The organism is Actinocorallia sp. B10E7 (assembly GCF_039871655.1).
Taxonomy (GTDB): domain Bacteria; phylum Actinomycetota; class Actinomycetes; order Streptosporangiales; family Streptosporangiaceae; genus Actinocorallia.
Genome location: NZ_JBDPLZ010000005.1, coordinates 122,455 through 148,812, shown reverse-complemented (window position 1 = coordinate 148,812; position 26,358 = coordinate 122,455). Strand labels below are relative to the sequence as shown.

27 protein-coding genes, 1 tRNA gene, 1 pseudogene and 1 riboswitch are annotated in these 26,358 nt (G+C 69.6%); of the genes and pseudogenes, 15 read left to right on the top strand and 14 right to left on the bottom strand.

What is annotated here, in order from left to right:
* Positions 1–100 precede the first annotated feature (100 nt).
* From ABGB12_RS18460 to ABGB12_RS18435, 6 genes are all read right to left on the bottom strand, one after another.
* Entirely contained in the window at positions 101–418 is a 318-nt protein-coding gene (locus ABGB12_RS18460; protein ID WP_347679473.1) for a hypothetical protein, read from the bottom strand.
* A 193-nt stretch (positions 419–611) separates the two neighbouring features.
* Positions 612–1,484 (bottom strand): MBL fold metallo-hydrolase, encoded by an 873-nt coding sequence (locus ABGB12_RS18455; RefSeq protein WP_347679471.1) that lies wholly within the window; start codon positions 1,482–1,484, stop codon positions 612–614.
* Positions 1,485–1,504: 20 nt separating this feature from the next.
* Positions 1,505–2,332, bottom strand: coding sequence for an NUDIX hydrolase (locus ABGB12_RS18450; RefSeq protein ID WP_347679469.1), 828 nt, complete (start codon positions 2,330–2,332; stop codon positions 1,505–1,507).
* 56 nt (positions 2,333–2,388) lie between these two features.
* Positions 2,389–2,847 (bottom strand): RidA family protein, encoded by a 459-nt coding sequence (locus tag ABGB12_RS18445; RefSeq protein ID WP_347679467.1) that lies wholly within the window; start codon positions 2,845–2,847, stop codon positions 2,389–2,391.
* Positions 2,844–3,002 (bottom strand): DUF4177 domain-containing protein, encoded by a 159-nt coding sequence (locus tag ABGB12_RS18440; RefSeq protein WP_344448460.1) that lies wholly within the window; start codon positions 3,000–3,002, stop codon positions 2,844–2,846. The genes ABGB12_RS18445 and ABGB12_RS18440 overlap by 4 nt, the downstream gene beginning before the upstream one ends.
* A 25-nt stretch (positions 3,003–3,027) precedes the next feature.
* Positions 3,028–3,978 carry an SPFH domain-containing protein gene (locus ABGB12_RS18435; RefSeq protein WP_347679465.1) on the bottom strand — a complete coding sequence of 317 codons (951 nt, stop codon included), beginning with the start codon at positions 3,976–3,978 and terminating at the stop codon, positions 3,028–3,030.
* Between the two features lie 146 nt (positions 3,979–4,124).
* On the opposite strand from ABGB12_RS18435, the gene ABGB12_RS18430 reads away from it, so the two are divergent.
* Positions 4,125–5,114, top strand: a complete 990-nt coding sequence (locus tag ABGB12_RS18430; protein ID WP_347679463.1) for an ArsA-related P-loop ATPase — start codon at positions 4,125–4,127, stop codon at positions 5,112–5,114.
* Positions 5,111–6,244: an ArsA family ATPase gene (locus ABGB12_RS18425; RefSeq protein WP_347679461.1), complete on the top strand. Its 1,134-nt coding sequence runs from the start codon at positions 5,111–5,113 to the stop codon at positions 6,242–6,244. The genes ABGB12_RS18430 and ABGB12_RS18425 overlap by 4 nt, the downstream gene beginning before the upstream one ends.
* A 60-nt stretch (positions 6,245–6,304) precedes the next feature.
* Here ABGB12_RS18425 and ABGB12_RS18420 read toward each other — a convergent pair whose 3' ends face one another.
* Positions 6,305–6,610, bottom strand: a complete 306-nt coding sequence (locus ABGB12_RS18420) for a WhiB family transcriptional regulator (RefSeq protein ID WP_106396898.1) — start codon at positions 6,608–6,610, stop codon at positions 6,305–6,307.
* Between the two features lie 243 nt (positions 6,611–6,853).
* Between ABGB12_RS18420 and ABGB12_RS18415 the strand changes: the two genes are divergently transcribed.
* Positions 6,854–9,043: a transglycosylase domain-containing protein gene (locus tag ABGB12_RS18415; RefSeq protein WP_347679459.1), complete on the top strand. Its 2,190-nt coding sequence runs from the start codon at positions 6,854–6,856 to the stop codon at positions 9,041–9,043.
* 168 nt (positions 9,044–9,211) lie between these two features.
* On the top strand, positions 9,212–11,380 hold the full coding sequence (locus tag ABGB12_RS18410; RefSeq protein WP_347679457.1) for a penicillin-binding protein: 2,169 nt from the start codon (positions 9,212–9,214) through the stop codon (positions 11,378–11,380).
* Between the two features lie 58 nt (positions 11,381–11,438).
* On the opposite strand, the gene ABGB12_RS18405 is transcribed toward ABGB12_RS18410, so the two are convergent.
* Positions 11,439–11,885, bottom strand: coding sequence for a GatB/YqeY domain-containing protein (locus tag ABGB12_RS18405; RefSeq protein ID WP_347679455.1), 447 nt, complete (start codon positions 11,883–11,885; stop codon positions 11,439–11,441).
* Between the two features lie 81 nt (positions 11,886–11,966).
* Between ABGB12_RS18405 and ABGB12_RS18400 the strand changes: the two genes are divergently transcribed.
* Complete coding sequence (locus ABGB12_RS18400; protein ID WP_347679453.1) at positions 11,967–12,869, top strand: metallophosphoesterase; 903 nt, start codon at positions 11,967–11,969, stop codon at positions 12,867–12,869.
* A gap of 94 nt (positions 12,870–12,963) precedes the next feature.
* A tRNA-Pro gene (locus tag ABGB12_RS18395) sits at positions 12,964–13,040 on the top strand.
* Positions 13,041–13,443: 403 nt separating this feature from the next.
* Here ABGB12_RS18395 and ABGB12_RS18390 read toward each other — a convergent pair.
* Positions 13,444–14,292: a DUF817 domain-containing protein gene (locus ABGB12_RS18390; RefSeq protein WP_347679451.1), complete on the bottom strand. Its 849-nt coding sequence runs from the start codon at positions 14,290–14,292 to the stop codon at positions 13,444–13,446.
* 323 nt (positions 14,293–14,615) lie between these two features.
* On the opposite strand from ABGB12_RS18390, the gene ABGB12_RS18385 reads away from it, so the two are divergent.
* The 8 genes and pseudogenes from ABGB12_RS18385 to ABGB12_RS18350 all read left to right on the top strand — a co-directional run bounded on the left by ABGB12_RS18385 (position 14,616) and on the right by ABGB12_RS18350 (position 20,779).
* Positions 14,616–15,098, top strand: coding sequence for a gamma-glutamylcyclotransferase family protein (locus tag ABGB12_RS18385; protein WP_347679449.1), 483 nt, complete (start codon positions 14,616–14,618; stop codon positions 15,096–15,098).
* A 136-nt stretch (positions 15,099–15,234) separates the two neighbouring features.
* Positions 15,235–15,417, top strand: a pseudogene (locus ABGB12_RS18380) (ADP-ribosylglycohydrolase family protein); the annotation flags it as partial.
* Complete coding sequence (locus ABGB12_RS18375) at positions 15,398–15,694, top strand: ADP-ribosylglycohydrolase family protein (RefSeq protein WP_347680641.1); 297 nt, start codon at positions 15,398–15,400, stop codon at positions 15,692–15,694. The pseudogene ABGB12_RS18380 and the gene ABGB12_RS18375, both read left to right, overlap by 20 nt.
* Positions 15,695–15,823: 129 nt before the next feature.
* Complete coding sequence (locus tag ABGB12_RS18370) at positions 15,824–16,486, top strand: DUF4097 family beta strand repeat-containing protein (protein ID WP_347679447.1); 663 nt, start codon at positions 15,824–15,826, stop codon at positions 16,484–16,486.
* A gap of 44 nt (positions 16,487–16,530) precedes the next feature.
* Complete coding sequence (locus ABGB12_RS18365) at positions 16,531–17,478, top strand: ATP-binding cassette domain-containing protein (RefSeq protein WP_347679445.1); 948 nt, start codon at positions 16,531–16,533, stop codon at positions 17,476–17,478.
* Complete coding sequence (locus tag ABGB12_RS18360) at positions 17,475–18,248, top strand: ABC transporter permease (protein WP_347679443.1); 774 nt, start codon at positions 17,475–17,477, stop codon at positions 18,246–18,248. The genes ABGB12_RS18365 and ABGB12_RS18360 overlap by 4 nt, the downstream gene beginning before the upstream one ends.
* 198 nt (positions 18,249–18,446) lie before the next feature.
* The gene (locus ABGB12_RS18355) at positions 18,447–19,535 is read left to right on the top strand and encodes an FUSC family protein (protein ID WP_347679441.1); all 1,089 of its coding nucleotides are present in this window, start codon (positions 18,447–18,449) and stop codon (positions 19,533–19,535) included.
* 371 nt (positions 19,536–19,906) lie between these two features.
* Positions 19,907–20,779 (top strand): universal stress protein, encoded by an 873-nt coding sequence (locus tag ABGB12_RS18350; protein WP_347679439.1) that lies wholly within the window; start codon positions 19,907–19,909, stop codon positions 20,777–20,779.
* Positions 20,780–20,872: 93 nt separating this feature from the next.
* Here the strand turns inward: ABGB12_RS18350 and ABGB12_RS18345 are convergent, their stop codons facing one another.
* Positions 20,873–21,145, bottom strand: coding sequence for a hypothetical protein (locus ABGB12_RS18345; RefSeq protein ID WP_347679437.1), 273 nt, complete (start codon positions 21,143–21,145; stop codon positions 20,873–20,875).
* A 158-nt stretch (positions 21,146–21,303) separates the two neighbouring features.
* On the opposite strand from ABGB12_RS18345, the gene ABGB12_RS18340 reads away from it, so the two are divergent.
* Positions 21,304–22,125 (top strand): metallophosphoesterase, encoded by an 822-nt coding sequence (locus ABGB12_RS18340; RefSeq protein WP_347679436.1) that lies wholly within the window; start codon positions 21,304–21,306, stop codon positions 22,123–22,125.
* On the opposite strand, the gene ABGB12_RS18335 is transcribed toward ABGB12_RS18340, so the two are convergent.
* The 4 genes from ABGB12_RS18335 to ABGB12_RS18320 form a co-directional block, all read right to left on the bottom strand.
* Complete coding sequence (locus ABGB12_RS18335; protein ID WP_347679434.1) at positions 22,122–23,312, bottom strand: hypothetical protein; 1,191 nt, start codon at positions 23,310–23,312, stop codon at positions 22,122–22,124. The two genes, ABGB12_RS18340 and ABGB12_RS18335, sit on opposite strands and share 4 nt — an antisense overlap.
* A 100-nt stretch (positions 23,313–23,412) precedes the next feature.
* On the bottom strand, positions 23,413–24,630 hold the full coding sequence (locus ABGB12_RS18330; protein ID WP_347679432.1) for an aminotransferase class V-fold PLP-dependent enzyme: 1,218 nt from the start codon (positions 24,628–24,630) through the stop codon (positions 23,413–23,415).
* A gap of 45 nt (positions 24,631–24,675) precedes the next feature.
* Positions 24,676–24,790: riboswitch (SAM riboswitch) on the bottom strand.
* A gap of 23 nt (positions 24,791–24,813) precedes the next feature.
* Entirely contained in the window at positions 24,814–25,617 is an 804-nt protein-coding gene (locus ABGB12_RS18325; protein ID WP_347679430.1) for a PIG-L family deacetylase, read from the bottom strand.
* A gap of 4 nt (positions 25,618–25,621) precedes the next feature.
* Entirely contained in the window at positions 25,622–26,350 is a 729-nt protein-coding gene (locus ABGB12_RS18320; protein ID WP_347679428.1) for a hypothetical protein, read from the bottom strand.
* Positions 26,351–26,358: the final 8 nt, after the last annotated feature.

Below are 26,358 nucleotides of genomic sequence, written 5' to 3'. Positions count from 1 at the left end.
TCCGGACCGCGTCGAGCATCTTCTTCTCCCTGCTCGACGCCTCCTGGACGTCCGCCTCGCCGATGGCCCCGGCCGCACGGCCGGTCCCGCCGCCCGGGGCTCAGAGATTGACGATCACCATCAGGGCGAGGACCAGGAAGGGCAGGGCGGCCCCGATGATCGCGATGGGCCTGGACATCAGCGGCGGCCCGGGATCGAACGGCCGGCCGTAGGGCCGCCCGTCGTTCGGCGGCACGGGGTCCGGCAGGTTCGCGACCTTCGACCTGAGGACCAGGTTGATGAGCACCGTGAGCGGATTGATCAGGAGCGACAGCGCTCCGTACCACCCCAGGAGCAGCGACTTGGCGGTCATGTCGCGGAAGACCGCCAGCCCGCAGTACCTGCAGAAGGGTCCCTCGCTGCTCAGGAACTGCATCATGACGAGCAGCCCCCGATGGCTCCGGAAGGTCACCGGAGCGGCCGGGACACAGCCGCAGAATCTGCACTGCGGGACAGGCATGACCGGAGGAGTCGCCTGATAAGGGTGCATATAAGGCGAAGACATGCCTTAGCACGGTACAGAACCGTCACCCGCCCGGCAGGAGAACACGGATTTTCAAGATCTCGACGCCTCAGGAGCGGCCGCGGAGGTACTCCATCTGCGCCTGCACCGACCATTCCGCGGCGGGCCAAAGAGACCTGTCGACCGCCGCGTAGACGATCTCCACGACCTCGCGGGGGGTGGAGGCGCCGGCGTCCATCGCGTCCTGGACCTGCTTCAGACGGGTGCGGCGGTGGTCGATGTAGGTGTCGAGGGCCTTGACCGGGTCCTTCAGGACGGGGCCGTGGCCGGGGAGGATGTGGCCCACCCCGTTCTCGGCTGAGTGTTCGCGGAGCCTGTCCAGGGAGCCGAGGTAGTCGCCGAGACTGCTGACGACGGTGGTGCCGTAGCCCAGGACGGTGTCGCCGGTGAGGACGGCCTGGTCGCCGGGCAGCCAGAAGGACAGGGAGTCGTCGGTGTGCCCCGGGGTGCCCCAGACGCGGATCTCCAGGCCGTCGACCTCGACGACATCGCCCTCGGTGAGGCCCTCGCCGCCGTGGCGGTGCCGCGGGTCGAGGGCGCGGACGGGGGCCTTGGCCAGCCGTCCGAACCTCCTGGCCCCCGCGGCGTGGTCGTGGTGGCCGTGGGTCAGCAGGACCTGGCCGACCTCCATCCCGCGCTCCCGGACCATCCCCAGCACCTTGCGCAGATGCAGCCCGTCGTTGGGCCCGGGGTCCACCACGACGGCCCGGCGCGCGCCCGGCTCGGCGAGGATCCAGGTGTTCGTCCCCTCCAGGGTCATCGGAGACGGATTGGGGGCGCGCACGGCGGTGGCACGCTCCGTCCCCCCGACCGCCGCCGGAGGGAGCTTGCGGGCGGCCAGCCGGCCCACCACCCCGCCGCGCGAGCCCATCATCACCAGGGACGCGGCGGGGTCGGCGAGGAACTTCCTCGCCAGCTTCATCTCACGCAGTGAAATACCCATCAAGCCCCATACCGGTGTGCGGCCTCTTCTGGGAGCACAAGATACGGAACACCGTCGACGACCTTGGCAGTGGGTTCGTGCACGGTGAACTTCCGCTCGTGGGCGAGGACCTCGGCGACCGAGCCGAACGGCAGGAGGTCGTTCAGCGTCGTCAGCGTCGGCGGCAGCATGAACATCTCGCCGGCCTTCACCTGGGCCAGCGCGTCCTGTGGCCGGATCCACACCACGGTGTCGGCCTCGGTGCTGACGTCCAGCGCCCGCTGGCCCTCCGGCAGGGCCGCGACGAAGAACCGGGTGTCGTACCGCTTGGTCTCGACGGTCGGCGTGATCCAGTGCCCCCACGGGCGCAGCAGATCGGCCCGCAGGACGAGGCCGTGCTTCTCCAGCATGCCCGCGAGGGACTGGCTGCGGTCCAGCAGGGCCAGCCGGTCGGCCTCGAACGGCGCGGTGTCCTCGACGATCTCGTCCGAGGAGGGGCCCGCCAGCAGGACGTGCGCCTCCTCGAACGTCTCCCGGACGGCGGCGCAGACCAGTTCCCGCGCCAGCCGGGCGTCCGCGCCGAAGACCCCGCCCCAGGCCTCCCAGTCGGCGCCGGGCTGGTCGTACTCGGAGTCCCTGGGGTCCACCCCGCCGCCGGGGAACACGTACGCCCCCGGGGCGAAGGCCATGGAGGAGACCCTGCGGAGCATGAAGACCTCCAGGCACCCGTCCCGGTCCCGCAGCAGCACCACGGTGGAGGCGTGCCTCGGGACCGGCGGCTGCCTGCGGCCGGCTTCATAATCCTGGATGCGCTCCAGGAACTCCTCGGGAAGTCTGAGTCCGTTCATCCGGACAATGTGTGCGTAATGCACCTGATAAGTCAAGAATCACTGACTCACCGGCTTCACCGGACCTCGGCGATCAGCTCCACCTCGACCGGCGAGTCCAGCGGCAGGACCGAGACGCCGACGGCGCTGCGCGCGTGCGTCCCGGCCTCGCCGAACACCCGGCCCAGCAGCTCGCTCGCCCCGTTGACCACCGCGGGCTGGGCGGTGAAGTGCGGGGCGCTCGCCACGAACCCGACGACCTTGACGATCCGCACGACGTCGTCGAGGTCCACCTGGGTGCCCAGGGCCGCGATCGCGTTCAGCGCGCAGATCCCCGCCAACTCGACCGCCCGCTCCAGACTCACCGCGTCGCCGACCTTGCCGGCCTCCGGCAGCTTCCCCTCCACGAAGGGAAGCTGGCCGGAGGTGTAGACGTACGACCCGCTCCGCACGGCCGGGACGTAGGCCGCCACCGGCTTGGCCACCTCCGGCAGCTCCAGGCCGAGCTCCCTCAGCCGCGCCTCGACGGCGCTCATGCCAGCGGCCGCTTGAAGTAGGCCACGAGCGTGTCGCCGCCCTGCGGGCCCGGGATCACCTGGACCAGCTCCCAGCCGTCCTGGCCCCAGTTGTCGAGAATCTGCTTGGTCGCGTGAATCAGCAGAGGTGCTGTCGCGTACTCCCACTTGGTCATGGGCCAAGCGTAGAAGATCCGCGCCTCAGAGGTCCCGCGGCCTGTGGACGGCCGGGTCCGCCTCCGCGACGGCGCGGTCCACGACGGGGGCGGAGGGGTCCACCGCGGGCACCTCGGGCAGGCTCTCGATCGCCTCCTCCAGCGCCGGGGGCTCCTCGATCTGCGACGCCGACCTGGCCGGGGCCTCCTCCGCGGCGCCCGACGCCTTGTCGAAGAAGCGCAGCAGCTCCACCGGAAGCGGCATGATCAGCGTGCTGTTCTTCTCCGCCGCCACGTCGGTGACGGTCTGCAGCAGGCGCAGCTGGAGCGAGGCCGGGTCCTTGGACAGCTCGTGCGCGGCGGCGGCCAGCCGCTTGGACGACTGGTACTCGCCGTCGGCGGTGATGATCCGGGCGCGGCGCTCCCGCTCGGCCTCGGCCTGCCGGGCCATCGAGCGCTTCATGCCCTCGGGCAGCGACACGTCCTTGATCTCGACGCGCTCGATCCGCACGCCCCACGGACCCTCGGTCATCTCGTCGATGATCGCCCGCAGCTCGGTGTTGATCTTGTCCCGTTCGGCCAGGAGGTCCTGCATCTCGGCCTTGCCGATCACCGAGCGGAGCGACGTCTGCGCGACCTGGGAGACGGCGTACACGTAGTTCTGGACGTTCACGATCGCCTTGCCGGGATCGATCACCCGGAAGTAGACGACCGCGTCCACCCGCACCGACACGTTGTCGGAGGTGATGCCGTCCTGGCCCGGCACGCCCATCGCCACGGTCTGCATGTTGACCTTCTGCAGCCGGTCGACCAGCGGGACGATCAGGGTGAGGCCGGGAGAGCGCATGAGCGCCGGCCCCTGGGGGCCCTGCCGCTGGATCTGGCCGAACCGGAAGACGATGCCCCGCTCCCACTCCTGGACGATCCGGACGCCCGTGGCCAGCGCGATCAGCAGGAGGAAGATGAAGACTGCGAGCAGGATGACGAGCGCTTCCATGACGAGCACCTCTCCTTGGCGGACTCTGCCTCATATCAGACATTGATATGCCTCGTCCTGGTTCCAGCCTAAGGCGCGAAAGTCATGTCAGGAATTACTTATGGGCGGCCGAGATCTCTTTGCGGGGCGAACGATAACCTCGAAGTGTGAGCGCGAAAGATACCCATTGGGACGGCGTCCGGCTCCACGTTGTCACGGGCAAGGGCGGCACCGGCAAGACCACGGTCGCCGCCGCCCTGGCACTCGCACTCGCCGCGGAAGGCGGAAAAGTGCTGCTCGTGGAGGTCGAGGGCAGGCAGGGCATCGCTCAGCTCTTCGACGTGCCCCCGCTGCCCTACGAGGAACGCAAGGTCGCCGTCGCACCCGACGGCGGCGAGGTCTTCGCCCTGGCCATCGACACCGAAGAGGCGCTCATCGAGTACCTCGAGATGTTCTACAACCTCCGGCGCGCCGGCAAGGCCCTGACCAAGCTGGGCGTCATCGACTTCGTCACGACCATCGCACCCGGCCTGCGGGACGTGATCCTCACCGGCAAGGTGAGCGAGTCCGTACGCCGCCGCGAGAAGAACGGCCGGTTCAAGTACGACGCGATCGTCATGGACGCTCCCCCCACCGGGCGGATCAGCAAGTTCCTCAACGTCAGCGACGAGGTCTCGAACCTGGCCAAGGTCGGCCCCGTGCGCAACCACGGCGACCTCGTCATGAGCGTCATCCGCTCCCCGCAGACGGTCGTGCACTTCGTGACGCTGCTGGAGGAGATGCCCGTCCAGGAGACCCTGGACGGCATCCACGACCTGGAGGAGACCGGCATCAGCGTCGGCGGCGTCATCGTGAACATGGAGCGCCCCGCCATCCTGTCGCCGGACGACCTGGCCGCGGCCGCCCGCGGCGAACTCGACCAGGACGAGATCGTCCGCGGGCTCAAGGCGTCCGGGCTGGAGCAGCACGCCGCCGAGTACGCCGCCGCGCTCGCCGCGGAGGCCTCCGAGCACGCCCGGCGCACCGCGCTGGAGCAGCGGGAGAAGGCACGCATCACCCACGAGCCCCGTTACGACCTGCCGTTCCTGCCCGACGGCATGGACCTCGCGGGCCTGTACGACCTCGCCCAAGCCCTGCGCGACCAAGGAGCGGCGTGAAGAAACTCGACATCGACGCGCTGATCGACGACCGGCGCACCCGGATCATCGTGTGCTGCGGCGCCGGCGGCGTCGGCAAGACGACCACCGCGGCCTCGCTCGGCCTGCGCGCCGCCGACCGGGGGCGTGACGTCGTCGTCCTGACGGTCGACCCGGCTCGGCGCCTGGCCCAGTCGATGGGCCTGAGCGAACTGGACAACAGCCCGCGCAAGATCGAGGGCGTCCGGGGCGACGGCGAGCTGCACGCCATGATGCTCGACATGAAGCGCACCTTCGACGAGATCATCGAGGCGCACTCCGACCCCGACCGGGCCAAGCTGATCCTGGCCAACCCCTTCTACCAGTCGCTCTCCTCGTCCTTCGCCGGGACGCAGGAGTACATGGCGATGGAGAAACTCGGCCAGCTGCACCGCTCGAACGCCTGGGACCTCATCATCGTCGACACCCCTCCGTCGCGGAACGCCCTGGACTTCCTGGACGCCCCCGAGCGGATGGGCCGCTTCCTCGACGGGCGCTTCATCAGGCTGCTGCTCGCCCCTGCCAAGGCGGGCGGCAGGCTGGGCATGAAGGTGTTCTCCGCCGGCTTCAGCATGGTCACCAACACGATCACCAAGGTGCTGGGCGGCCAGCTCCTGAAGGACGTCTCGACGTTCGTGACCGCCTTCGACACCGTCTTCGGCGGCTTCCGCGAGCGCGCGGAGAAGACGTACGAGCTGCTGAAGTCCCCCGGTACGGCGTTCCTGGTGGTCGCCGCGCCGGAGCCGGACGCTCTGCGCGAGGCCTCGTACTTCGTCGACCGCCTCAAGTCCGAGCGCATGCCGCTGGCCGGGCTGGTCGTCAACCGGATGGCCCAGTCGAGCGCGAACGGACTCTCGTCCGCCCGCAGCCTGGCCGCCGCCGAGACGCTCGACGAGCGCGGCGACCACCCGCTCACCGCCTCGCTGCTGCGGCTGCACGCCGAGCGCATGCAGCTCGCCGCCCGCCAGGAGAGGCTGCGCGGCCACTTCGCCTCGGCCAACCCGACCGTGCCGGTGGCCACCGTCCCGGCCCAGGCGGAGGACGTCCACGACCTCGACGGGCTCCGTCTGGTCGGCGACGCCCTGGCCACATCCGGCCAACCGGCCGCCTGACATTTCAGACACGACACCCCCGGGTACGGATCCGTACCCGGGGGTGGTCATGTCGATCGGTCAGCTGGCGACCAACTCGTCCTCGTCGGACGAGCGCTCGTATTCTTCCTTGGCCGTCTCCAACAACTCGCGCCACGAGGTGACGCCTGGCTTGCGCCGCAGCAGCGCCCGCCGCTCGCGCTCGGTCATGCCGCCCCAGACACCGAACTCGATCTTGTTGTCCAGCGCGTCGGCCAGGCACTCGGTCCGCACCGGGCATCCCCGGCAGATGAGTTTGGCGCGATTCTGAGCCGCGCCCTGAACGAACAGCGCGTCCGGGTCCGCGTTACGGCAGGCGGCACGGGCGGTCCAATCAGTGATCCACATCTTGGCCCCACTCCCCTAGGGTCTTGTGTAGTTGTGCGCTCCTTGGCCAGACGGGCGCGGACGTCAGGCCGCCAAACAAAAGCCGTGGGGAGAAACTTACGGAAGCCGGGGGAGTTTAAACAGTCCCCAGAGGGCCCATTCTCGATATAGCCCACAGAGGCCATGGCGGCCATGGTGACTAGTCACTGCTACAGTGCTCGGTTCTCCGCGTGGCGTGAGCCTACGCTGGGTAGCTAGATCACCATGGTCGAATCGGGGGATCGGCGGGAGAACAGGCTGCATCTGGCGGGGCGGATGGCCGCCGCCGGGGCCACCGCGGGGGGACTGCTGGCGGCGCTGCTGCTCCCCGGGCTGGCCATGCTGGGGCTGGGTGCCAAGAAGATGGCGTCGGACTTCCAGAACATGGACATCCAGAAGATCACGCAGAGCCCGTCGGTGCGATCCGTCATGTACGCCGCGAACGGCCGTGAGATGGCCACGTTCTTCGACGAGTACCGCGAACCCGTACGGCTCGACCAGGTGGCGCCCATCATGAGGAAGACGATCCTCGCGGTCGAGGACGCCCGCTTCTACGAGCACGGAGCCCTGGACCTGAAGGGCACCATGCGCGCCCTGATGCGCAACACCTCCACGGGCGAGATACGGGAAGGCGGCTCATCGCTGACGCAGCAGTACGCCAAGAACCTGCTGCTGGCCAACGCGCGCACGGAAGAGGAGCGGCGACGCGTCACGGCGCCCACCGTCTTCCGCAAGATCCGCGAACTACGGCACGCGCTCCACCTCGAACAGACGATGTCCAAGGACCAGATCTTCGAGGGCTACCTGAACATCGCCTACTTCGGCGCCGGAGCGTACGGGGTCCAGGCGGCGTCCCTGCGGTACTTCAGCAAACCCGCGGCACGGTTGACGCTGGCCGAGTCCGCGCTGCTGGCCGGCATCACCAAGAACCCGTACGCGTACGACCCGATCCTGCATCCGCGGGCCGCCAGGGAACGGCGCGACATCGTGCTGGCACGGATGACCGAGTTGAAACTCATCACGGAGCAGGAGAGGGAGAAGCTCTCCGTCGCGCCTCTGCGTCTGAGACCACGACCCATACGCGGTGGCTGCAGCACCAGCAAGGCGCCCTTCTACTGCATGTACGTACGCAGTGAGGTGGTCAAGCTCCTCTCCAAGGGGGATCCCAAAAGGTTCCGCGAGGCCAACGCGATGCTCCAGCGGGGCGGCTACCAGATCCGGACGACCCTCGACTGGAAGGGCCAGCAGGGCGTTCAACGGGCCATCAACGCCCACATATCTCCCGACTCCGCCAAGGTCGCCGCCCAAGCCGTCGTCGAGGTCGGCACGGGCCATCTGAAAACACTGGCCACGTCCAAGCGGTTCGGCTTCAAGAAGCCGAACACGACGCTGAACCTCGCGGCGGACATGGAGCACGGCGGTGGAGTCGGCGTGTCCGCCGGCTCCACCTTCAAGATCTTCACTCTCCTGGCGGCGCTGGAGCAGGGCCTTCCGGTCAAGACGAGCTTCCACGCACCCGGCTCGACCCGGATCAGCGGCTACCGCGACTGCAAGGGCAGGCTCCTGCCGCCCTGGAATGTGAAGAACTCCCACGAGAGCGAGTCCGGCAAGTTCGACCTGCGTACCGGCACGGCGAAGTCGGTGAACACCTTCTACGCGAAGCTGCAGCACAGGATAGGCATCTGCAGCGCGGTGAAGATGGCTCATCGCTTCGGCATGAAACGCGCTGACGGCGGGCCGTTGCAGGAGGTGCCGTCACAGGTCCTGGGCAGCAACGAAATCGACGTGGTGCATCTGTCCGCGGCGTACGCGGGCATCGCCAACCACGGCGCCTACTGTCCGCCGGTCGCGCTTCTGGAAGTCACGGACCCGAACGGCAAGAAGCTCCCTCTGCCCAAGAACGAGTGCAGGCAGGTCGTCTCACGTCAGACGGCGGACACCACATACGACATCATGCGCTCCGTCTTCGGGCCGAAAGGCACCGCCGCGCAGGTCGGAAAACCGTCCGGGAGCGTCGCCGGCAAGACGGGGACATGCGAGAACTTCTCGTGCGCGGTGTTCGCGGGCATCTCACGCAACCTGTCTTCCGCCGTCGCTTACTGGGACTACCGGGGTGGTTTCAAATATCCCGTCTACGGCGTCTACGGTGCCGGGATACCGGCCGAGATCTGGTCCGCTGCTCTCAGCTCGGTGCACCAGACGTACCGACCGCTCGTAGCGGTGCCCGAACTACGCAAGACGTCGCTGGGAACCGCGATGACGGCTCTCCAACAGACCGGTCTCAAAGGCGCGGTCTCCACGACACCAGTCACTTCCGACTTGCCCAAGGGAAGCGTCGTGTACGTGTCACCCAGTACGTACAGTGAGCGCGGAGGGACGGTAACGGTATTTCTCAGTAATGGAGGTTCTGGGTGAGTGACTCCTCACCGGGCGGCCATGTCTGCGGTTGCGGGTACCTTAGGCTCCGTGCTGTCTTCCTCACCCGATCGGAAAAAGTCCGTCTCAACACTGTTGAGGCTGCTCGCGGCCAGTCTCATAGCCGGAGTTCTGGTGGCGCTGATAGCACTTCCAGGCGTCGGGAGCGTGAGCCTCACCGCGCGTGACACCGCCGACGGCTTCATGAACATGGACGTCGTGAAGATCACACGCGACCCCGCCGAACAGACCGTCGTGTACGGCTCGGACGGCAAGGTCATCGCGACGTTCTTCGACGAGTACCGGGAGAACACCACCCTCGACAAGGTGACGCCCATCATGCAGAAGGCGATCATCGCGATCGAGGACGCGCGGTTCTACCAGCACGGCCCGCTCGACCTCAAGGGCACGCTGCGGGCGCTGAGCCGCAACGCCTCCTCCGGCGGCACCGTCGAGGGCGGTTCGACGCTGACCCAGCAGCTCGCCAAGAACATGCTGGCCAACAACGCGACCACCGACGAGGACTACAAGGAGGCCACGGCCCCCACCGTCTCCCGCAAGCTCCGCGAGCTCCGCCTGGCCATCCAGCTGGAGCAGACGATGTCGAAGAACGAGATCCTGCGGGACTACCTGAACATCGCCTACTTCGGCGCCGGCGCCTACGGCATCGAGGCCGCCGCCAAGCGGTACTTCAGCAAGAGCGCCGCCGACCTCACGCTGGAGGAGGCCGCGACGCTCGCGGGCATCACGAAGAACCCGTACGCGTTCGACCCCACGCTCGACGCGGAGGCCGCCCTCGCCCGGCGCAACACCGTCCTGGACCGGATGCAGCAGCTGGGCGTCATCTCCGCCGCCGAGGCCGACGGCGCCAAGGCGACGAAGCTCACGCTGAACGAGTACAAGCCGAAGGGCGGCTGCGAGAGCAGCAGGTACCCGTACTTCTGCGCGTACGTGTACTACGAGATGGTCGGCTTCTTCATGGGCGAGGACAAGCCGGAGACCAAAGAGGAGCGCCAGAGCCGCTTCGAGGCCGCGCGCAAGCAGCTCCTGCGCGGCGGCTACAAGATCTACACGACGCTCGACCCGAAGGTGCAGAAGGCCGCTGACTCCGCCGTCAAGTACGCGACGACGCCCAAGAGCACGAGGGTGAACGTCAACGCCGTCGTGCAGCCCGGCACCGGCAGGATCCTGGCCATCTCCACCAGCAAGAAGTACGGCAACGGGCCCGGCGAGACGACCATCAACCTCCCGGCGGACGCGGCGCACGGCGGCAGCATCTACGGCGTGGACGCGGGCTCGACCTTCAAGACGTTCACGCTGCTCGAAGCGCTCAAGCAGGGCCTGCCCATCTCGACGTCCTACACCTCGCCGGCGACCACGACGGTGAGCGGCTACGAGTCCTGCCCCTACCCGGGCGTCGAAGGCGACCGTCTGGGCGGCGGCAGCTGGACGCTGAGCAACGCCAGCGACTCCGAGGCCGGCACGTTCAACATGAAGAACGGCACCTGGCTGTCGGTCAACACCTACTACGCGCAGCTGGAGAAGACGGTCGGCGTCTGCAACGCCGTCAAGATGGCCGAGAAGTTCGGCATGAAGCGCACCAACGGGGAGGCGCTGCATCCCATCCCGTCCCAGGTGCTCGGCGTCAACCCGATCGACGTGGTGCACCTGGCCGCGGCGTACGCGGGCATCGCGGCGCGCGGCAAGTACTGCGAGCCGAACGTCGTCACCAGCGTCGTCGACCCCAAGGGCGTCAAGGTCGAGATCCCCGCGGCCAAGTGCGACCAGGTCGTCGACGAGCAGGTCGCGGACGCCGCCACCATGATCCTGCAGGGGGTGCTGACGAACGGCACCGGCCGCGGCCTCGGCATCGGACGGCCCGCCGCCGCCAAGACCGGCACCTGCGAGAACTACGCCTGCGCCGTGTTCGCCGGATACACCCCCGACCTCGCCTCCGCGACCGCGTACTGGGACTACCGCAGCGGCGTGCAGTACCCCGTGACGGGCGTCTACGGCGCGACGATCCCCGGCCCGGTGTGGCAGCGGACGATGGCCAAGGCCCTGGAGGGCAAGCCCGTCCTGCAGTTCCAGCGTCCGACGCGGGACTTCGGCGACGTGAAGCGCAAGAGCATCCCGAACGTGATCGGCAAACCGGTCGACCACGCGATGAACATCCTGCGGGCCGCCGGGTTCGACGTCCGGGTCGCCGCCAAGCCCATCCGTTCCAAGGCCCACCCCGGCACCGTCGCGCGGACCTCACCGAGCGGCGCGGCGGACGAGGGCTCCGTGATCACGATCTACGTGAGCGCGGGCAAACGCGGCGGCCCCAGACGCTGAGCCCGCCCCTGCGACGCCGAAGGGTCCCTCCCGAGCGGGAGGGACCCTTCGGCGCTTCTCAGGCCAGCTGCTTCTTGACCTCGGCGGCGACCCTGCCGCCCTCGGCCCGTCCGGCGACCCTCGGGTTGACGATCTTCATGACGGCGCCCATGGCCCGCGGCCCCTGCGCCCCGGACTCGGCGATCGCGGCGCTGACGAGCTCGGCCAGTTCCTCGTCCGTCAGCTGCTTGGGCAGGTAGTCGTCCAGGACGGCGCCCTCTTCGCGCTCGGCCTCGGCCTGCGCGGCACGGCCGCCCGCCTCGAACGCCTCGGCGGCCTCCCGGCGCTTCTTCGCCTCCCGCGCCAGCACCTTGACGATCTCGTCGTCGCCGAGCTCCCGCTCGGACTTCCCGGCCTTCTCCTCGTTCGTCACGGCAGCCAGCGCCATCCGCAGCGTCCGCTTGCGCACCTCGTCATGCGACTTCAGAGCCGCGATGAGGTCGGCTTCCAGCTTCTCCTTCAACATGTATCCCATCATGCCCCTCGCGGCAGGACGGATCACCTCGTTTATCCCGGGCAGGTCCGGCCGTCTGGCAGCATTGGGAGAATGCGGAAGCTTCTCGCGGTCCCCTTGGGCCTCCTCGGCGCCGGCACGGCCACCTTCGCCTACGCCTCGGTCATCGAGCGCAACTGGTTCCACCTGCGGCGTCACGAGGTCCCCGTGCTGAAGCCCGGAACCCACCCAGTGAAGATCCTTCACATCTCGGACGCCCATCTGACCCCGTCCCGCACCCGCATGATCCGCTGGGTCCGCGCCCTGGACACCCTGGAGCCCGACCTCGTCGTCAACACCGGCGACTCGATCTCCCACCGCGACGCCATCGGCCCGTTCCTGGAGCTCCTGGGCCCCCTCCTGGACCGTCCCGGGGTCTTCGTGTACGGCTCCAACGACCTGTTCTCCCCCGTCCTGAAGAACCCGGCCCGCTACGTCTGGCGCACCTCCCAGGCCGACTACGCCCGCCGCGACCGCACCCCCGACCTGCCCTACAAGGAGCTCGGCGCCGCCCTGAAGTCCGCCGGCTGGCTCGACCTCAACAACCGCATGGGCCGCCTCAAGATCGCCGGCCTGGACGTCGAGTTCGCCGGGATCAACGACTCCCACATCGGCCTGGACGACTACGACAAGATCGCCGGCCCGGTCGACCCCCGCGCCGACCTGACGATCGGCGTCATGCACAGCCCCGAGCCCCGCAACCTCGACCGCTTCGCCGACGACGGCTACCAGCTCCTCCTCGCCGGCCACACCCACGGCGGCCAGGTCTGCGCCCCCTTCTACGGCGCCCTCGCCACCAACTGCGGCATCGAACGCGAACGCGTCAAGGGCCTCCACCTCCACCAGGACGCCTGGCTCCACATCAGCGCCGGCCTGGGCACCTCCCCCACGGCCCCCTTCCGCTTCTGCTGCCCCCCCGAGGCCACCCTCCTCACCCTCACCCCCCGCCTCACCTGACCTCCGACCGGGCATCGGCGAAACCGATTCCCGGTCACCCCCCAACGTCCTGTAGACTCTCCGAGGTGCCAGAGACCAGCCGGTCTCCACACACCGGGGTGTAGCGCAGCTTGGCAGCGCGCTTCGTTCGGGACGAAGAGGCCGTGGGTTCAAATCCCGCCACCCCGACCAGTTCAGGGCCATGATCCAGATTCGGATCATGGCCCTGAGTGTCTCTCTGGGTGACTGTGGGGTTCAGCCCCCGAAGATCCGATCCATGGTCGGCGCGCCGGTCTGGATCACCGGCCGGACCTAGTGCCGGTAGACGGTCTCCGTCACCGCCGTACTGCTGTGCCCGGCAAATCCTGCGATCTCGTCAATCGACAGCCCGCCCTCGTCGGAGGGCATCGAGACGAAGCCGTGCCGGAACTCCCGAGGCGGTCTCAGGAAGTTCCCGCATGCCGTCGTGCGGCGAGGAAGTCACCGAGAGCGGTCTGCTGCTGGTTGTCGAAGGCACGTTCGGGGAGGAAGGTCCTCTGACCGACGAGAACGAAGGCGGCGGAACCCGAGCACAGGGCGGGAACCGCTCACGCGCTCACGCGCTCGGGGACGTCGGGTTCGCGGGGAGGGGTGCGGGGACGCGGGCGAGGGGGAGGGCCCATCGGGGTGGGGAGGCGGAGGGGTGGTGGAGGCGGCCCTGGCGGGACTTCCAGGCGGCGACCTGGGTGAAGCTGACGCTCACGAGGAGGGCCCAGGCGCCGAACTTGGCGGGGTGGACGAGATGCCAGGTCCCCGACTGGTGGGGATAGGTCCAGGCGCCGAGGTAGGTGGCGAGGTTCTCGGCGACCCACAGGAAGAAGCCGATCAGGGTGAGGGAGAGCGCCAGGGGCATGCGGTAGCGCTCGCGGCCGACGGTGAAGTGCACGACGGTGCCCCAGGTGGCCAGGAGCAGGGCGAAGGCGAGGGGGACACGGAGGTCGACCAGCCAGTGCTGGGTGATGAAGTTGACGTAGATGGCGGTGGCGACGAGGGCCGTCGTGCGGGCCCGGTAGGCGACGAGGCGGAGGTCGAAGAGCCGCCAGGCGCGGCAGACATAGCTGCCGACCGCGGCGTACAGGAAACCGCTGTACAGCGGCACCCCGCCGATCTTGGTGTAGGCCTCCTCGGGGTAGCTCCACGAACCGAGCCGGACCTTGATCATCTCGAAGGCGAGGCCGACCACATGGAATCCGGCGATGACCAGGAGTTCCCGGGACGATTCCAGCCGCAGCAGGCGGAACACCACCGTCACCGCGACCGCGTAGAGCAGCAGGGCGTCGTAGCGGGGGATCGGCAGCGGGACGACCGACGAGGCGGCCAGCCCCGCGAACAGCGCCACGGCGAACGCGCACGACGACGCCTCGATCAGAGCGAACCTCAGCAATTGCCCCACGAAGGTCCTCATACCTCCGTGAGACCTCCGCCCCGCCCCTTCGGTTCGCCCTTCCCGGAACAGGAGGAAAGCCCCTGGCGTCCGAACGTCTGCAAGCGGGATGACGAGGGCCGTCGAACCGGCCGAAGGCGTGCCCTTCCCCCTCGAAGGCCGGGATCGGCCACCGGAGTCCGAACCTCGCGCCCGCGTCCTGTCTTTCCCGGCGGGGCTATATGATCATCGCCGACCGCCTCACGACCCAGCCCCATGCTTCCGTCCGTGGACCCCGTCCGGCGGGCGTCGATCGATTCGCCGTCCTCGCCGAAGCCGACGCAAGGTGATCGAGAAGGTCTTCCATGTCGTACACCGAGTCCCATCCCCGGCGGGAACCGCGGCGCGGCCCCAAGAACCGGCTGTCGGCGGCTCCGGACACCCTGTTCGTCTACGGCAGCCTCCAGTTCCCCGAAGTGCTCTTCGCCCTGTTCGAGAGGGTGCCTCCGCACGCCCCGGCCCAGGCGCCCGGGTGGAAGGTCACCGCCCTTCCCAACCGGGCCTATCCCGGCCTGGTCCCCGCCCTCGCCGCGGCGGCCGGCCACCTCCTCACCGACCTCGGCCCGCATGAGTGGCAACTCCTGGACGCCTTCGAAGACCCCGTCTACGACCTGTGCCGCCTCGACCTGACCGGCGGACGCCACGGCTGGGCCTACGTCTGCACCCCGGGGACCGAGATCCTCGCCGAAGCCTGGTCGGCCGACGAGTTCGCCCGGTTCCACCTGCGGGACTACGTCGACCGCTGCACCGCCTGGCGTCAGCGCTACACATCCCGGCGGCACGTCTGACTCCGGACATCCGGAATCCATGACGCGACCCGGGTGAAGTCGACTCTCGCCCGCGGGGTTCCCGCTCTTTTCCCGGCCCCGCCCCCGGCCTACGTTGGGTCCGATCCTCCAGATCTTCCGGAGCGGTGCGCTGGGAGTGACGGTGGAACTTTCGGATCGGGTGCGGGGATGCGTGCTGGGTGGGGCGGTCGGGGACGCGCTCGGGGCCGTCACCGATGACACCCAGATGGCCTTGTTCACCATGGAGGGGCTGATCCGCTCTCGCGGGACGGACGTTCCGCGCTCCGTGCACGCGGCGCATCGCCGGTGGTACGGCACTCAGGTGCTGTCCGGCCCTCCTAAGGGCGGGTTGTCGCGGAAACAACCACTCCGGGGACAGCGACTCGACCGGCGCCATCACCGGGAACCTTCTGGGGACGTGGTTCGGTCAGGACGCCCTTCCCCGGCCCTGGGTCACCGGCCTGGGAGCAGCTTTACCCGAGGCCGTGACCCCAGGGCAGGCCGTTGGCCGGCCCCAGCACGATCTGCTGATGCCCTCTAGCGTTCACCGCCATACCATTGCAACGCATGACTGGCCGTCGTTGCATTACCTTTGAGGGTTATTGCAACAATATTCTGGCCTCTAGCTGCGTTAATACAAATTCTACGCAACGGGGTTGTTGCCAGATTTCTGAATGCAACGTAGCGTTTCCATTGTCGGAAACAAAGAGGCACAGGAGAGCACGATGCAGAAGTTCGACACCCCCGCCCCGATCGCCACCGTCCTGGACGTCCCCGCGGGGCGTGTGCGGTTCATCGCCGCCGACCGGGCCGACACCGTGGTCGAGGTCCGGCCCGCGGACGCCTCCAAGGGCCGCGACGTGAAGGCGGCGGAGCAGACCAGGGTCGAATACGCCGACGGCGTCCTGCGGATCGAGGCCCCGGTGAACAACCAGGCCCTCGGCCACTCCGGATCCCTCGAGGTGACCGTTCAGCTGCCCGCCGGTTCCCGCGTCGAGGCCAAGACGGCCAGCGCCGAGTTCCGGGCCGTCGGACGGCTCGGCGACATCGCCTACGAGAGCGCGCACGGCCAGGTCAAGATCGACGAGGCCGCGAGCGTCCGCCTCACCACCGACGCGGGCGACGTCGAGGTCGGCCGCCTGGGCGGCCCCGCGCAGATCAGCACCGCCAAGGGCGACATCCGCATCGGCGAGGCCGCGGGCGGCACGGTCGTGCTGAGCACCCGGGCCGGCGACATCTCGGTCGGCGCCGCCCCCGGCGTCTCGGCCTCCCTGGACGCCGGCACCGGCCACGGCCGCATCAGCAACGGCCTCAGGAACGACGGCGACGCCCGGCTCGCCGTCCACGCGACCACCGCCTACGGCGACATCACCGCCCGCAGCCTGTGACCCCTGCGGCCTCCGGCCCGGCATCAACCGAGGAGCGACCCCCCATGACGAATCTGGCCATCGCAGCTCAGGGGCTGCGCAAGTCCTACGGCGACAAGGTCGTGCTCGACGGCGTCGACCTGGCCGTCCCGGAAGGGACGATCTTCTCCCTGCTCGGCCCGAACGGCGCGGGCAAGACCACCACCGTGCAGATCCTGTCCACCCTGATCCCGGCCGACGGCGGCACCGTCCGGGTCGCCGGCCACGACCTGAACCGTCAGGCCGACGAGGTGCGCGGCGCGATCGGGGTGACGGGGCAGTACTCGGCGGTCGACAAGCTGCTGACCGGCGAGGAGAACCTGCTGCTCATGGCCGACCTCAAGCACCTGCCGAAACGCGAGTGCAAGCCCAAGGCCCAGGAGCTGCTCGAGCGGTTCGACCTGGTCGAAGCCGCCCGCAAACCGGCCGGGACCTACTCCGGCGGTATGCAACGCCGACTGGACCTGGCGATGACCCTGGTCGGCGACCCCCGCCTGATCTTCCTGGACGAGCCCACCACCGGCCTGGACCCGCGCAGCCGCCGCGCCATGTGGCAGATCGTCCGGGAACTCGTCGCGAGCGGCGTCACCATCTTCCTCACCACCCAGTACCTCGAGGAAGCCGACCAGCTCGCCGACCGCATCGCCCTCCTGGAGGGCGGACGGCTGATCGCCGAGGGCACCGCCGAAGAGCTCAAGCGGCTCATCCCCGGCGGCCATGTGTCGCTGCGGTTCGCCGACGAAGACGCGCTCAAGGACGCGCTCGGCGCGCTCGGCCGGGGCTTCGTGAACCCCTCCGACGACGACCGGCTCACGCTGCAGGTCCCCTCCGACGGCGGTGTCGCCTCGCTGCGCGAACTGCTCGCCCGGCTGGACGCGGCGGGTATCGAACCGGCCGATCTCAGCGTCCATACCCCCGACCTCGACGACGTCTTCCTCACCCTGACCGGACAGCACAAGGAGACCGACCGATGAGCGCCCTCACCTTCGCCGCCCGTGATTCGGCCACCATGGTCCGGCGCCAGCTCAAACGCCTGGTCCGCTACCCGGCCATGACCGTGCAGCTGATCATCACCCCTGTCATCATCCTGTTCCTGTTCGTCTACGTCCTGGGCGGCACCCTGGGCGGCGGGCTGGGTGGCGGCCGCGACGCCTACGTCGACTACGTCGTCCCGGGCATCCTGCTCATGGCGGCCGCCATGGCCGCGGCCGGGACCGCCGTCATGGTCGCCACCGACATGACCGAAGGAATCATCGCCCGCTTCAAGACGATGCGGATCTGGCGGCCTTCCATCCTCACCGGCCACGTCGTCGCCAGCCTCCTCCAGCAGCTCCTCAGCATGGCCGCCCTCCTGGGCATCGCCCTGGCCATCGGTTTCCGCCCCAACGCCACCGCCGTCGAATGGCTGGCCGTCGTCGGACTGCTCGCCCTGTTCGCCCTGGCCGTCTCCTGGCTGTCGGTCGCCCTGGGCCTGAAGTCCCCGACCCCCGAGGCCGCCGGCAACGCCCCGATGCCCCTGATGCTGCTGCCCTTCCTGGGCAGTGGCTTCGTCCCCACCGACTCCATGCCCGCGGTCCTGCGCTGGTTCGCCGAATACCAGCCCTTCACCCCGATCATGGAGACCGTCCGCGGCCTCCTCCTGGGCACCCCCATCGGCGATGGCGCCGCCATCGCCACCGCCTGGTGCGCCGGCATCACCGTCGTCTCCTACCTGTGGGCCAAGAACATCTTCAACAAGACCTGACCGTGAACCGGCCGGACAGGGCCGCCAGACCCCAACGGGCCTGGCGGCCCGTTCGCATGACCCGGAAAGGCATGCCTGCTGGCGCAGCGGCGTTACCCGAGACCGTGGCCTCGGCTCGGTTCCGTGCCTTTGCGGTTCTGGGCGGGTACGGGAGCCGAGAGGGGTCGGGGGTGAGGCGTGGGGAGGTTGCCTCGGTGGGTGCGGGACGCGGGGACGCGGGCGCTGCGGCGGATGGACGCCAGCGTGTGGGCCGTGTTCCAGACGACGCTCGCCGCGACCGTGGCCTGGGTCGTCGCGGTGCGGGTGGTCGGGCATCCTCAGCCGTTCTTCGCGCCCATCTCCGCGGTCGTGGCGTTGACCGCCGCGCTGGGGGAGCGCGGGACGACGGCCGTGCGGCTGCTGCTCGGGGTCGTGGTGGGGATCCTGGCGGCGGACCTCGTCCTCCTGGTACTGGGCCAGGGCCTGTTGACGCTGCCGGTCGCGGTGTTCACGGCGATGATGACCGCCGCCGCGCTGCGGGCCGTCCGGATCATCATGGTCCAGTCGGCCGCGTCCGCGATCCTCACCGTCGTCTTCGCCGGCGGCGCGGCGGGGTGGCAGCGGCTCGTCGACGCGCTGATCGGGGCCGGTGTCGCGCTGCTGACCGTCCAGGTCGTGTTCCCGCCGGACCCGGTCCGGCTGCTGCGGCGGGCGGTGACCGCGGCGCTCGCCGATCTGGCGTCGGGGCTGGCCGCGGCGGGCCGGGCGTTGGAGCACGGCGACGAGGACTCCGCCCGCCAGGCGAGGGACCGGCTGTGGCAGGAGAGCGGGCCGCTGGCCGAACTCGCCCAGGCCCAGGTCTTCAGCCGCCGCATAGCCCGGCGGGTGCCCGTCCGGCGTCCCCTGATCGGCCGGGTGAGGGCGGAGAGCGAGAACGCGAGTCTCCTCAACCTCCTCGACGTCAGCTGCCGGATGCTCACCCGCGCCGCGCTCTCCCTCCCCGCCGCCGAACGTGAACGGTTCGCGCCGGTCGTCCGGGGGCTGGCCGAGGCGCTCCACGAGCTGGCCGCCCACCCGGACGACCGGCGGTCGCGCCAGGCCGCGGTCCACCTCGCGCTCGACACCGTCCGTTCTCTGGCCGCCGGTCCGCCCGCGGCGCACCCGTTCCGCGCCACCGCCGCCATGGCCGCCCGCATGGTCGCCGTCGACCTCATGATGTTCACCGGAATCGACCCCGAACAGGCGCTCGCCGCCGTGCGCACCGGAGGGAACGAACCCGCCGTCCCGCCGCCTCCGCCCAGGGATTAGGACGCCGACAGAGCGCTCGTATCTGAGGCCGTACTGGTCCATCCGGGCGACGGTCACGACCGGCCGGCCGAGCGGGTCGGTGCCCTCGGGCAGCATCTCGACGCCGGGGATCCTGGCGACGGCGCGGAAGGCCGCAGCGTGGAGCCGCGGGGGGGTCAGGACTCCTTCGAAGAGTTCGGCGATCTCGTGATAGGCGGCGCGATGCCGGTTCCCTCTTTTCCGGGCTCGGTCACCGGGGTGACGAACACGTCAGGCACACCACATCAAGATCATTTGAAATATGGCGATTCTCTCAAAAAGGTGATAATCCCCAAGTTCCGGGTAGGCCCCGGTACGGAAGGCGCTTCAGCGGCGGGAGGATCGGAGGAGACGTGACACCATCCATCGTCGTGGGCGTGGACGGATCACCGCAGTCCCTCCAGGCCGTGGACTGGGCCCTCGAAGAGGCCCGGCACCGGGCGTTGCCGGTGCGGATCGTCCATGTCGCCCTGCGGTGGGAGTACAGCGCCGCCGCTCCGCCGGAACCCGGCCTGGAGGCGTCCCGGCCCGAAGCCGCAGCCCTGAACGTCCTGGAGCTCGCCGAGGAGCACGCCAGAACCCATGCCCCCGACGTCGACGTCAGCACCAGCCTCGGCATCGGCCACGTTCCCCGCGTCCTGCTGGAAGAGGCGGCCGACGCCGTCATCCTGGTGGTCGCCGCCCGGGGGACCGGCGCGTTCAGCGGCATCATGCTCGGTTCGGTGAGCCGCCAGGTGGCCGAACACGCCCCCTGCCCTGTGGTCGTGGTGCCCCACCACCCCGATCCCGAGCCGAGGCCCGCCGAGGTCGTCGTCGGGGTCGACGGCTCCGAGGCGTCCATGGACGCCATCGGATTCGCGATGGAGGAGGCCGCCCTGCGCCGCGTCGGCCTGCGCGCCATCCACGTCTGGGAGCACGCCGCCTACCCGCCCGCCATGAGGCCCGCCTCCTACGGCGATCTGTCCATCGAGCAGGAGGCCATGCGGGTCCTCGCCGAGTCCCTGGCCCCGTGGAAGAGCAAGTACCCGACCGTCCCCGTCGTCGAGCAGGTCGTCCAGGGCCGCTCGCCCGCCGAGGCGCTGTCCGGCGCGACCGTCCGCGCGTCCCTCCTGGTCGTCGGCGCCCGGGGCCACGGAGGTTTCCCCGGCCTGCGCCTGGGCTCGGTCAGCCACGCCGTCCTGCAGCAGGCGCAGGGGCCCGTGGCGATCGTCCGGCCCCGCTCCTGACCGCTCCCGCGCCCCGCGGACGGACAGGACCCCGCCCCGGCGAACCGGGACGGGGCCCTGCACACGTGCTCGGCTCGCCGAGCCCCGACGGGCTCAGCCGACCGGCATGGCCGTACCCGTCCGCCGGGTCTCCCGCTCGTACATCTCTTCCATGTCCTCGCCGCTCCAGTGCTCCTCCAGGCGCACGGCCGTGCCCAGAGCGAAGAACGTGGGCGCCCATTCACCTACGAAGATGCCCCATCGGTCGGCCCGGTCGAGTCCTGCGGCCTCCGCCTTCCTGGAGGTCATCCATGACGCGAAAGCGAGTCCGATCGACGCGAACCCCGCGGTGAAGAGCATCTGCGAGGTGATACCGCTCTTGCGCATCAATTTGAGCATGCTACGACCCTTTCGTCGATCTTGGATGTGTCGTAGACGTGCCCGAGGGGTCTTCCAGGTAAGCCAGCCCGCCCGCCAAAACGACGCAAACCCAGAGAACGCCAGGAGTCAGTCAGGAACACCGCGCCGTACCGCATCATGGACGGGTGACGCCGAAACTGCTGGCCGTGAGCGACCTCCACGTCTCCTATGCCGAGAACCGCGAGGTCACCGCGAAACTGACGCCCACGACACCGGACGACTGGCTGATCGTCGCCGGGGACGTGGCGGACAAGGTCTCGGACATCGAATGGGCGCTCTCCCTGCTCGCGGAGAAGTTCGCGCAGGTCGTCTGGGTGCCCGGAAACCACGAGCTGTGGACGGTCAAGGACGGCGCGGACGGGCTGCGAGGGGTGGCGCGTTACGAGCACCTCGTCGAGATGTGCCGACGCCTGGGAGTGCTCACCCCCGAGGACCCGTACCCGTTGTGGGAAGGCGAAGGCGGCCCCGTGCGCATCGCGCCCCTCTTCCTCCTGTACGACTACACCTTCCTTCCTCCGGGCTGCACGACCAAGGAAGAAGGACTCGCGTACGCGATGGAGACCGGCGTCGTCTGCACCGACGAACGGCTGCTGCATCCCGACCCGTACCCGAGCCGCGAGGCCTGGTGCGAAGCACGCGTCGCGCTGACGGAGAAACGACTCACCGCCTGCGACCCGGAGGTCCCGCTCGTCCTGGTCAACCACTACCCGCTGGTCCGGGAGCCCATGGACGTCCTGTGGTATCCGGAGTTCGCGCAGTGGTGCGGGACGACGGCCACGGCCGACTGGCACCGGCGCTTCAACGTCAAGACGATGGTCTACGGCCACCTGCACATCCCCCGGGAGACCCGATACGACGGGGTCCGCTTCGAGGAGGTGTCGCTGGGCTACCCCAGGGAGTGGCAGAAACGCCGACACCCCCCGCGGCTGCCCAAGGCCGTGCTCTAACGGATCGTCGGCCGGATCTCCGCGACGAGCGCGGTGGCGTTGTCCAGGCCGCCGAGGCGCTCGGCCCTGCACACCAGCGCGGCGGCCAGCGCGGCGGCCGACTGGTGCACGCCCGTCAGTTCCACCAGGTCGCCGGCGAACCAGTCCTCCTCGCCGAGGGCCGCGCCGTCGCTGAGCAGGACGAGCATGTCGCCGGGCACGACCTGGACGTCCGTCAGGAACGGTTCGTCGGCGTACCCGCCGAGGTTGCCGAGCAGGATGGAGCCGCCCATGTTCGCGGAAGGGTCGGTGAGCAGGGAGGCGGCGAGCACCGTCTGGTCGGGGTTGAGGCGGAAGGCCGTCCGCCCCCCGAACGGCAGCATCCGCACCAGCCAGGCCGGACTGTCCCCCACCGAGAGCAGAGCCGTCCTCCCGTCGGGGCGGATCGCCGCGAACAGCGCCGTGGACGCTCCGCGCCCCTGGCCCACCACCGCTTCCTCGGCCGCCCGCAGGGCGCCTTCCAGGTCGTGCGCGGAGGCGAAGTAGTCCTTCAGCGCGGTGACGGCGGCCCGCGAGGCCCGCGCTCCCGAACCGTCCCCCGGACCCGTCACACCGTCGCAGACGGCCAGCACGACCACGCCGTCGGTACTGCGGACCGCGGTGAAGGAGTCCTCGTTGTCCCACTCGGGGTCGCCCTTGGCCTTCCGCGACCCCACCGCCGTCTCAGCGGCGATCCGTACCGAGACGCCCTCCTCCCACGGACGGGTCACGGCCGCCACGACACCGCCCGGATCGACCCCCGAGATCAGGGCGCGTACCACCGCGTCCACCCCGTGCGGCGCCTTACCCGCGTGCAGTTCCAGCAGCAGCGACGCGTCGGTGAGGTCGCGCGGAGGCCGTCCGACGGCGACCGCGACGAGCCCGTGGATCACCGCCCAGACGTCGCGGGCCCGCGCGCCGGGAGTCTCCGGCACGGGTTCCCGCCCCGCCCCGTGAGGCGGGACGCACAGGATCTGCCATCCGTGCTCCGGCCCCCAGCGCAGCGAACCCGGCCACAGGAAGCCCGGTCCCGTCCGCGTGATGTTCTCCATGAGCAGCGGCCAGAGAGCGGGAAGCTCGCCCATCAGCCGTTCCGCGGGCATTCCGCCGGGGGCACCGAGGGCCGGCAGCGGTTCCTCCGGCCACTCGACGGTCACTTCAGCGCGCACGGCCTACTCCCGCCCCGGGGCGTCCGAGGACGCCCGTGGATCAGCGACTGGTAATGCCGTTCATAGTGGTACGGCGGCCGTGCCCGGGCAAGGTCATCCGTCAGGTCGCGTCTGTGAACGTTCGCAACGCCGCGATGAGCCGGTCGATGTGCTCGTCCGTGGTGCCGAGGCCGATACTGGCCCGCACCGCCGTCCCCTCGGCCTCCTCGCACCCGTCCGCGCCGCCGAGCAGGTGGCGGACCAGCGGGTGCGCGCAGAACTTCCCGTCTCTGACGCCGATGCCGTGCTCGGCCGAAAGGTATTCCGCCACGGAACGCGCCGAATGCCCCGCCACGGTGAAGGAGACGATGCCGACACGCGGATGTTCCGGGCCCCACAGCGACAGCTCCCGTACGGCGGGGAGCCCCGCGAGCCCCTCCCGGAGCCTGCCGAGCAGCCGCTCCTCCTCCGGGATCAGGTCCTCCCAGCCGGTGAGCGTCTCGCAGGCCGCCGCCAGGGCGATCGCCCCGAGCACGTTCGGCGTCCCCGCCTCGTGGCGCTGCTCGGCGTCCGCCGCCCACTCCACGCGGCCGCCGGAGCCGACGTTCCTGCTCGCGCCGCCGCCCTTCAGGTAGGGCGCCGCGGCCCGCAGCCAGTCCGCGCGCCCCGCCAGGACACCGGCCCCGAACGGCGCGTACAGCTTGTGCCCCGACAAGGCCACATAGTCCAGGTCGCGGGCGTCCAGCGGACGGTGCGGCGCGAGCTGGGCCGCGTCCACCGCGATCCGCGCCCCGTGCCGGTGCGCCAGGTCGGCCAGCTCCTGGACGGGCCACAGCTCGCCCGTCACGTTGGAGGCCGCCGTGACGACGAGCAGGCGCGGCCCCTGCGGGCAGGCCCGCAACGCCTCGCCGGCGGACCTCAGCGCCTCGATCGGGCTCGCGGGGACCGGCAACCGGACGGCGTCGCGCCACGGCAGCTGGGTCGCGTGGTGCTCGGACTCGAACACCACCACGGACGTCGGCGCGGGAAGCGCACGCGCCAGCAGGTTGAACGAGTCGGTGGTGTTGCGCGTGAAGACGACGGCCTGCGGCCCGCCGAGGAACGAGCGGACGCTCTCGCGGGCCTCCTCGTAGGCCCGCGTCGTGACCTGCGAGGCGTACCCGGCGCCACGGTGGACGCTGCTGTAGTACGGGAGCGCCCGTGTGACGGCCTCCCGCACGCTCTCCAGGCACGGAGCCGAAGCCGCGTAGTCGAAGTTCGCGTAGGGCACGACGCCCGTCGTGACGGGAACGGGGACGTCAGCGCCGACGAGCTTCGGGATACGGGTGAGAACGGACATGACCCAGCCTCCGGGATCCTGGGATCCCGGAGTACGACCCGACGGGATCCGCGCTTGCCGGACGCACCGCGCGTCCGGCCAGGTCGTCACCCGGACCACCCCACCGCGGAAGGAGGGTTGGCGGCCAGCTAGCCGGGGCTTGACGCTGGCACTCATGACCTCGTCGGCGAATATAGCAAAGACTCAGCGGAGTCCGGCGAAAAGGTCGTCCTCCTTCTCCGGGCCCTCCCCGCGCACCCGGATGAACGACTCGGCGCCGAAGATGAACGGCTTGGCGTCCTCGGGCAGTTGCAGCAGGAAGATGCTCTCCGTCTGGCTGGCGTGCGCCCTCAGCGCGCTGACCTTGGTCTCCGCGTACGGCGCGACGTCCACCGTCGTGGTGATCACCTCGTCGGAGACGCCGAAGTCCATCGGCTCCTCCATGCCCCACTCCTCGGCCAGCCCGCTGGCCTTGAGGTAGTCGAACATCAGCTGCAGGCCCGACTGGGGCACCGCCGTGTAGTAGAGCCTGTCCGGGATCCCCGTCCTGTCGGTGGCGGCGACCGCCACGCGGTGAGCCTGGATGTGGTCGGGATGCCCGTAACCGCCGTTCTCGTCATAGGTGACGACCACCTGCGGCCGGTACTGCTCCATCAGGGCCGCGAGCCGGCCGACCGCCGCGTCGAAATCCGCGTTGGTGAAGGAGTCCGCCGCGTGGTTGGCGTCCCAACCGTCCATTCCGGAGTCGGCGTAGCCGAGCAGTTCCACATGGTGGATGCCGAGCAGTTCCGCCGACTTCGTCAATTCCTGGAGCCGGAGCGCGCTGACCTCGGCCGGGTCGTGTCCCGGTTCTCCGGGCTTCACCCCGCCGGGCGCGTCCCCCTGCTCGCCGTTGGTGCACGTCACGAGCACCGTGCGGATTCCGGAGGCGGCGGCCTTGGCGAGCACACCTCCGGTACTGATCACTTCGTCGTCCGGGTGCGCGTGTACGGCCATCAAAGTCAGCATGGGCTCAGCGTACGTCCACGGCCTTCCAACCGGTCACCTTCTTCTGCCAGACGGTGGTGCCCTTGTACCGGGCCGCGACGGTTCCGTCTTTCTTCGCGGTGAAGAGCCGCGAATAACGGCCCTTGGAATTGGTCGTGACCACCGCGATCCGGATGCCGTCCTTCTTGCCCTTCGGCCTGAACCAGATCTCGATCTTCTGTCGCTTCAGCGCGGCGTAGGCGCCCTTGGCCCCCAGCCCCCGCAGGGTTCCGTGGACGCGGAGCTTGGCGCCCTTGCTGACGGACCCCGGCGTGACCGTCGTGGTGAGCTTGGAGGCCCTCCGGACCGTCAGCGCGCCCGTCTTCTTGGCGGTCTTGAAGGCGTAGTAGGCGTTCTTGGACGTTCCGTCCGTGGCCGCGACCTCGATCGTGTAGCGGCCGCCCCAGTCCTTGGCGTCGAGCAGGGCGGTCCCCCGCCAGACGCCGTCTCCGGCGGTTCCCGAGACCCGCTTCAAATCGCTGATCAGCGCGAATCCCCTGCCTCCGGTGTGTTCGAGGGTCACGTCGACGTCGGTGACCCTCGTGCCCGTGACCGCGACTTTCACCGGAACTTTCGTCTTCTTACCGGGAACGATGACGGGATTCCCGTACGCCTTCATGGCGCGAATGGTCAGCGGCCCTTCCGCCTGGACGGGGGCCGGAACGGAGAGAACGGCGGCGAGCACCGCCAGGGCGAGGGGGGCGACGGTACGCATGCGGGGGA

Excerpts from the sequence above, each read along its gene's own strand:
- ABGB12_RS18325 (WP_347679430.1), bottom strand. The coding sequence starts at position 25,617 with ATGCTGACTTTGATGGCCGTACACGCGCACCCGGACGACGAAGTGATC.
- ABGB12_RS18360 (WP_347679443.1), top strand. The coding sequence starts at position 17,475 with ATGAGCGCCCTCACCTTCGCCGCCCGTGATTCGGCCACCATGGTCCGG.
- ABGB12_RS18405 (WP_347679455.1), bottom strand. The coding sequence starts at position 11,885 with ATGTTGAAGGAGAAGCTGGAAGCCGACCTCATCGCGGCTCTGAAGTCG.
- ABGB12_RS18435 (WP_347679465.1), bottom strand. The coding sequence starts at position 3,978 with ATGGAAGCGCTCGTCATCCTGCTCGCAGTCTTCATCTTCCTCCTGCTG.
- ABGB12_RS18390 (WP_347679451.1), bottom strand. The coding sequence starts at position 14,292 with ATGAGGACCTTCGTGGGGCAATTGCTGAGGTTCGCTCTGATCGAGGCG.
- ABGB12_RS18440 (WP_344448460.1), bottom strand. The coding sequence starts at position 3,002 with ATGACCAAGTGGGAGTACGCGACAGCACCTCTGCTGATTCACGCGACC.
- ABGB12_RS18445 (WP_347679467.1), bottom strand. The coding sequence starts at position 2,847 with ATGAGCGCCGTCGAGGCGCGGCTGAGGGAGCTCGGCCTGGAGCTGCCG.
- ABGB12_RS18460 (WP_347679473.1), bottom strand. The coding sequence starts at position 418 with ATGATGCAGTTCCTGAGCAGCGAGGGACCCTTCTGCAGGTACTGCGGG.
- ABGB12_RS18345 (WP_347679437.1), bottom strand. The coding sequence starts at position 21,145 with ATGCGCAAGAGCGGTATCACCTCGCAGATGCTCTTCACCGCGGGGTTC.
- ABGB12_RS18385 (WP_347679449.1), top strand. The coding sequence starts at position 14,616 with ATGTCGTACACCGAGTCCCATCCCCGGCGGGAACCGCGGCGCGGCCCC.
- ABGB12_RS18450 (WP_347679469.1), bottom strand. The coding sequence starts at position 2,332 with ATGAACGGACTCAGACTTCCCGAGGAGTTCCTGGAGCGCATCCAGGAT.
- ABGB12_RS18400 (WP_347679453.1), top strand. The coding sequence starts at position 11,967 with ATGCGGAAGCTTCTCGCGGTCCCCTTGGGCCTCCTCGGCGCCGGCACG.
- ABGB12_RS18420 (WP_106396898.1), bottom strand. The coding sequence starts at position 6,610 with ATGTGGATCACTGATTGGACCGCCCGTGCCGCCTGCCGTAACGCGGAC.
- ABGB12_RS18455 (WP_347679471.1), bottom strand. The coding sequence starts at position 1,484 with ATGAAGCTGGCGAGGAAGTTCCTCGCCGACCCCGCCGCGTCCCTGGTG.
- ABGB12_RS18415 (WP_347679459.1), top strand. The coding sequence starts at position 6,854 with ATGGTCGAATCGGGGGATCGGCGGGAGAACAGGCTGCATCTGGCGGGG.
- ABGB12_RS18365 (WP_347679445.1), top strand. The coding sequence starts at position 16,531 with ATGACGAATCTGGCCATCGCAGCTCAGGGGCTGCGCAAGTCCTACGGC.
- ABGB12_RS18370 (WP_347679447.1), top strand. The coding sequence starts at position 15,824 with ATGCAGAAGTTCGACACCCCCGCCCCGATCGCCACCGTCCTGGACGTC.
- ABGB12_RS18330 (WP_347679432.1), bottom strand. The coding sequence starts at position 24,630 with ATGTCCGTTCTCACCCGTATCCCGAAGCTCGTCGGCGCTGACGTCCCC.
- ABGB12_RS18320 (WP_347679428.1), bottom strand. The coding sequence starts at position 26,350 with ATGCGTACCGTCGCCCCCCTCGCCCTGGCGGTGCTCGCCGCCGTTCTC.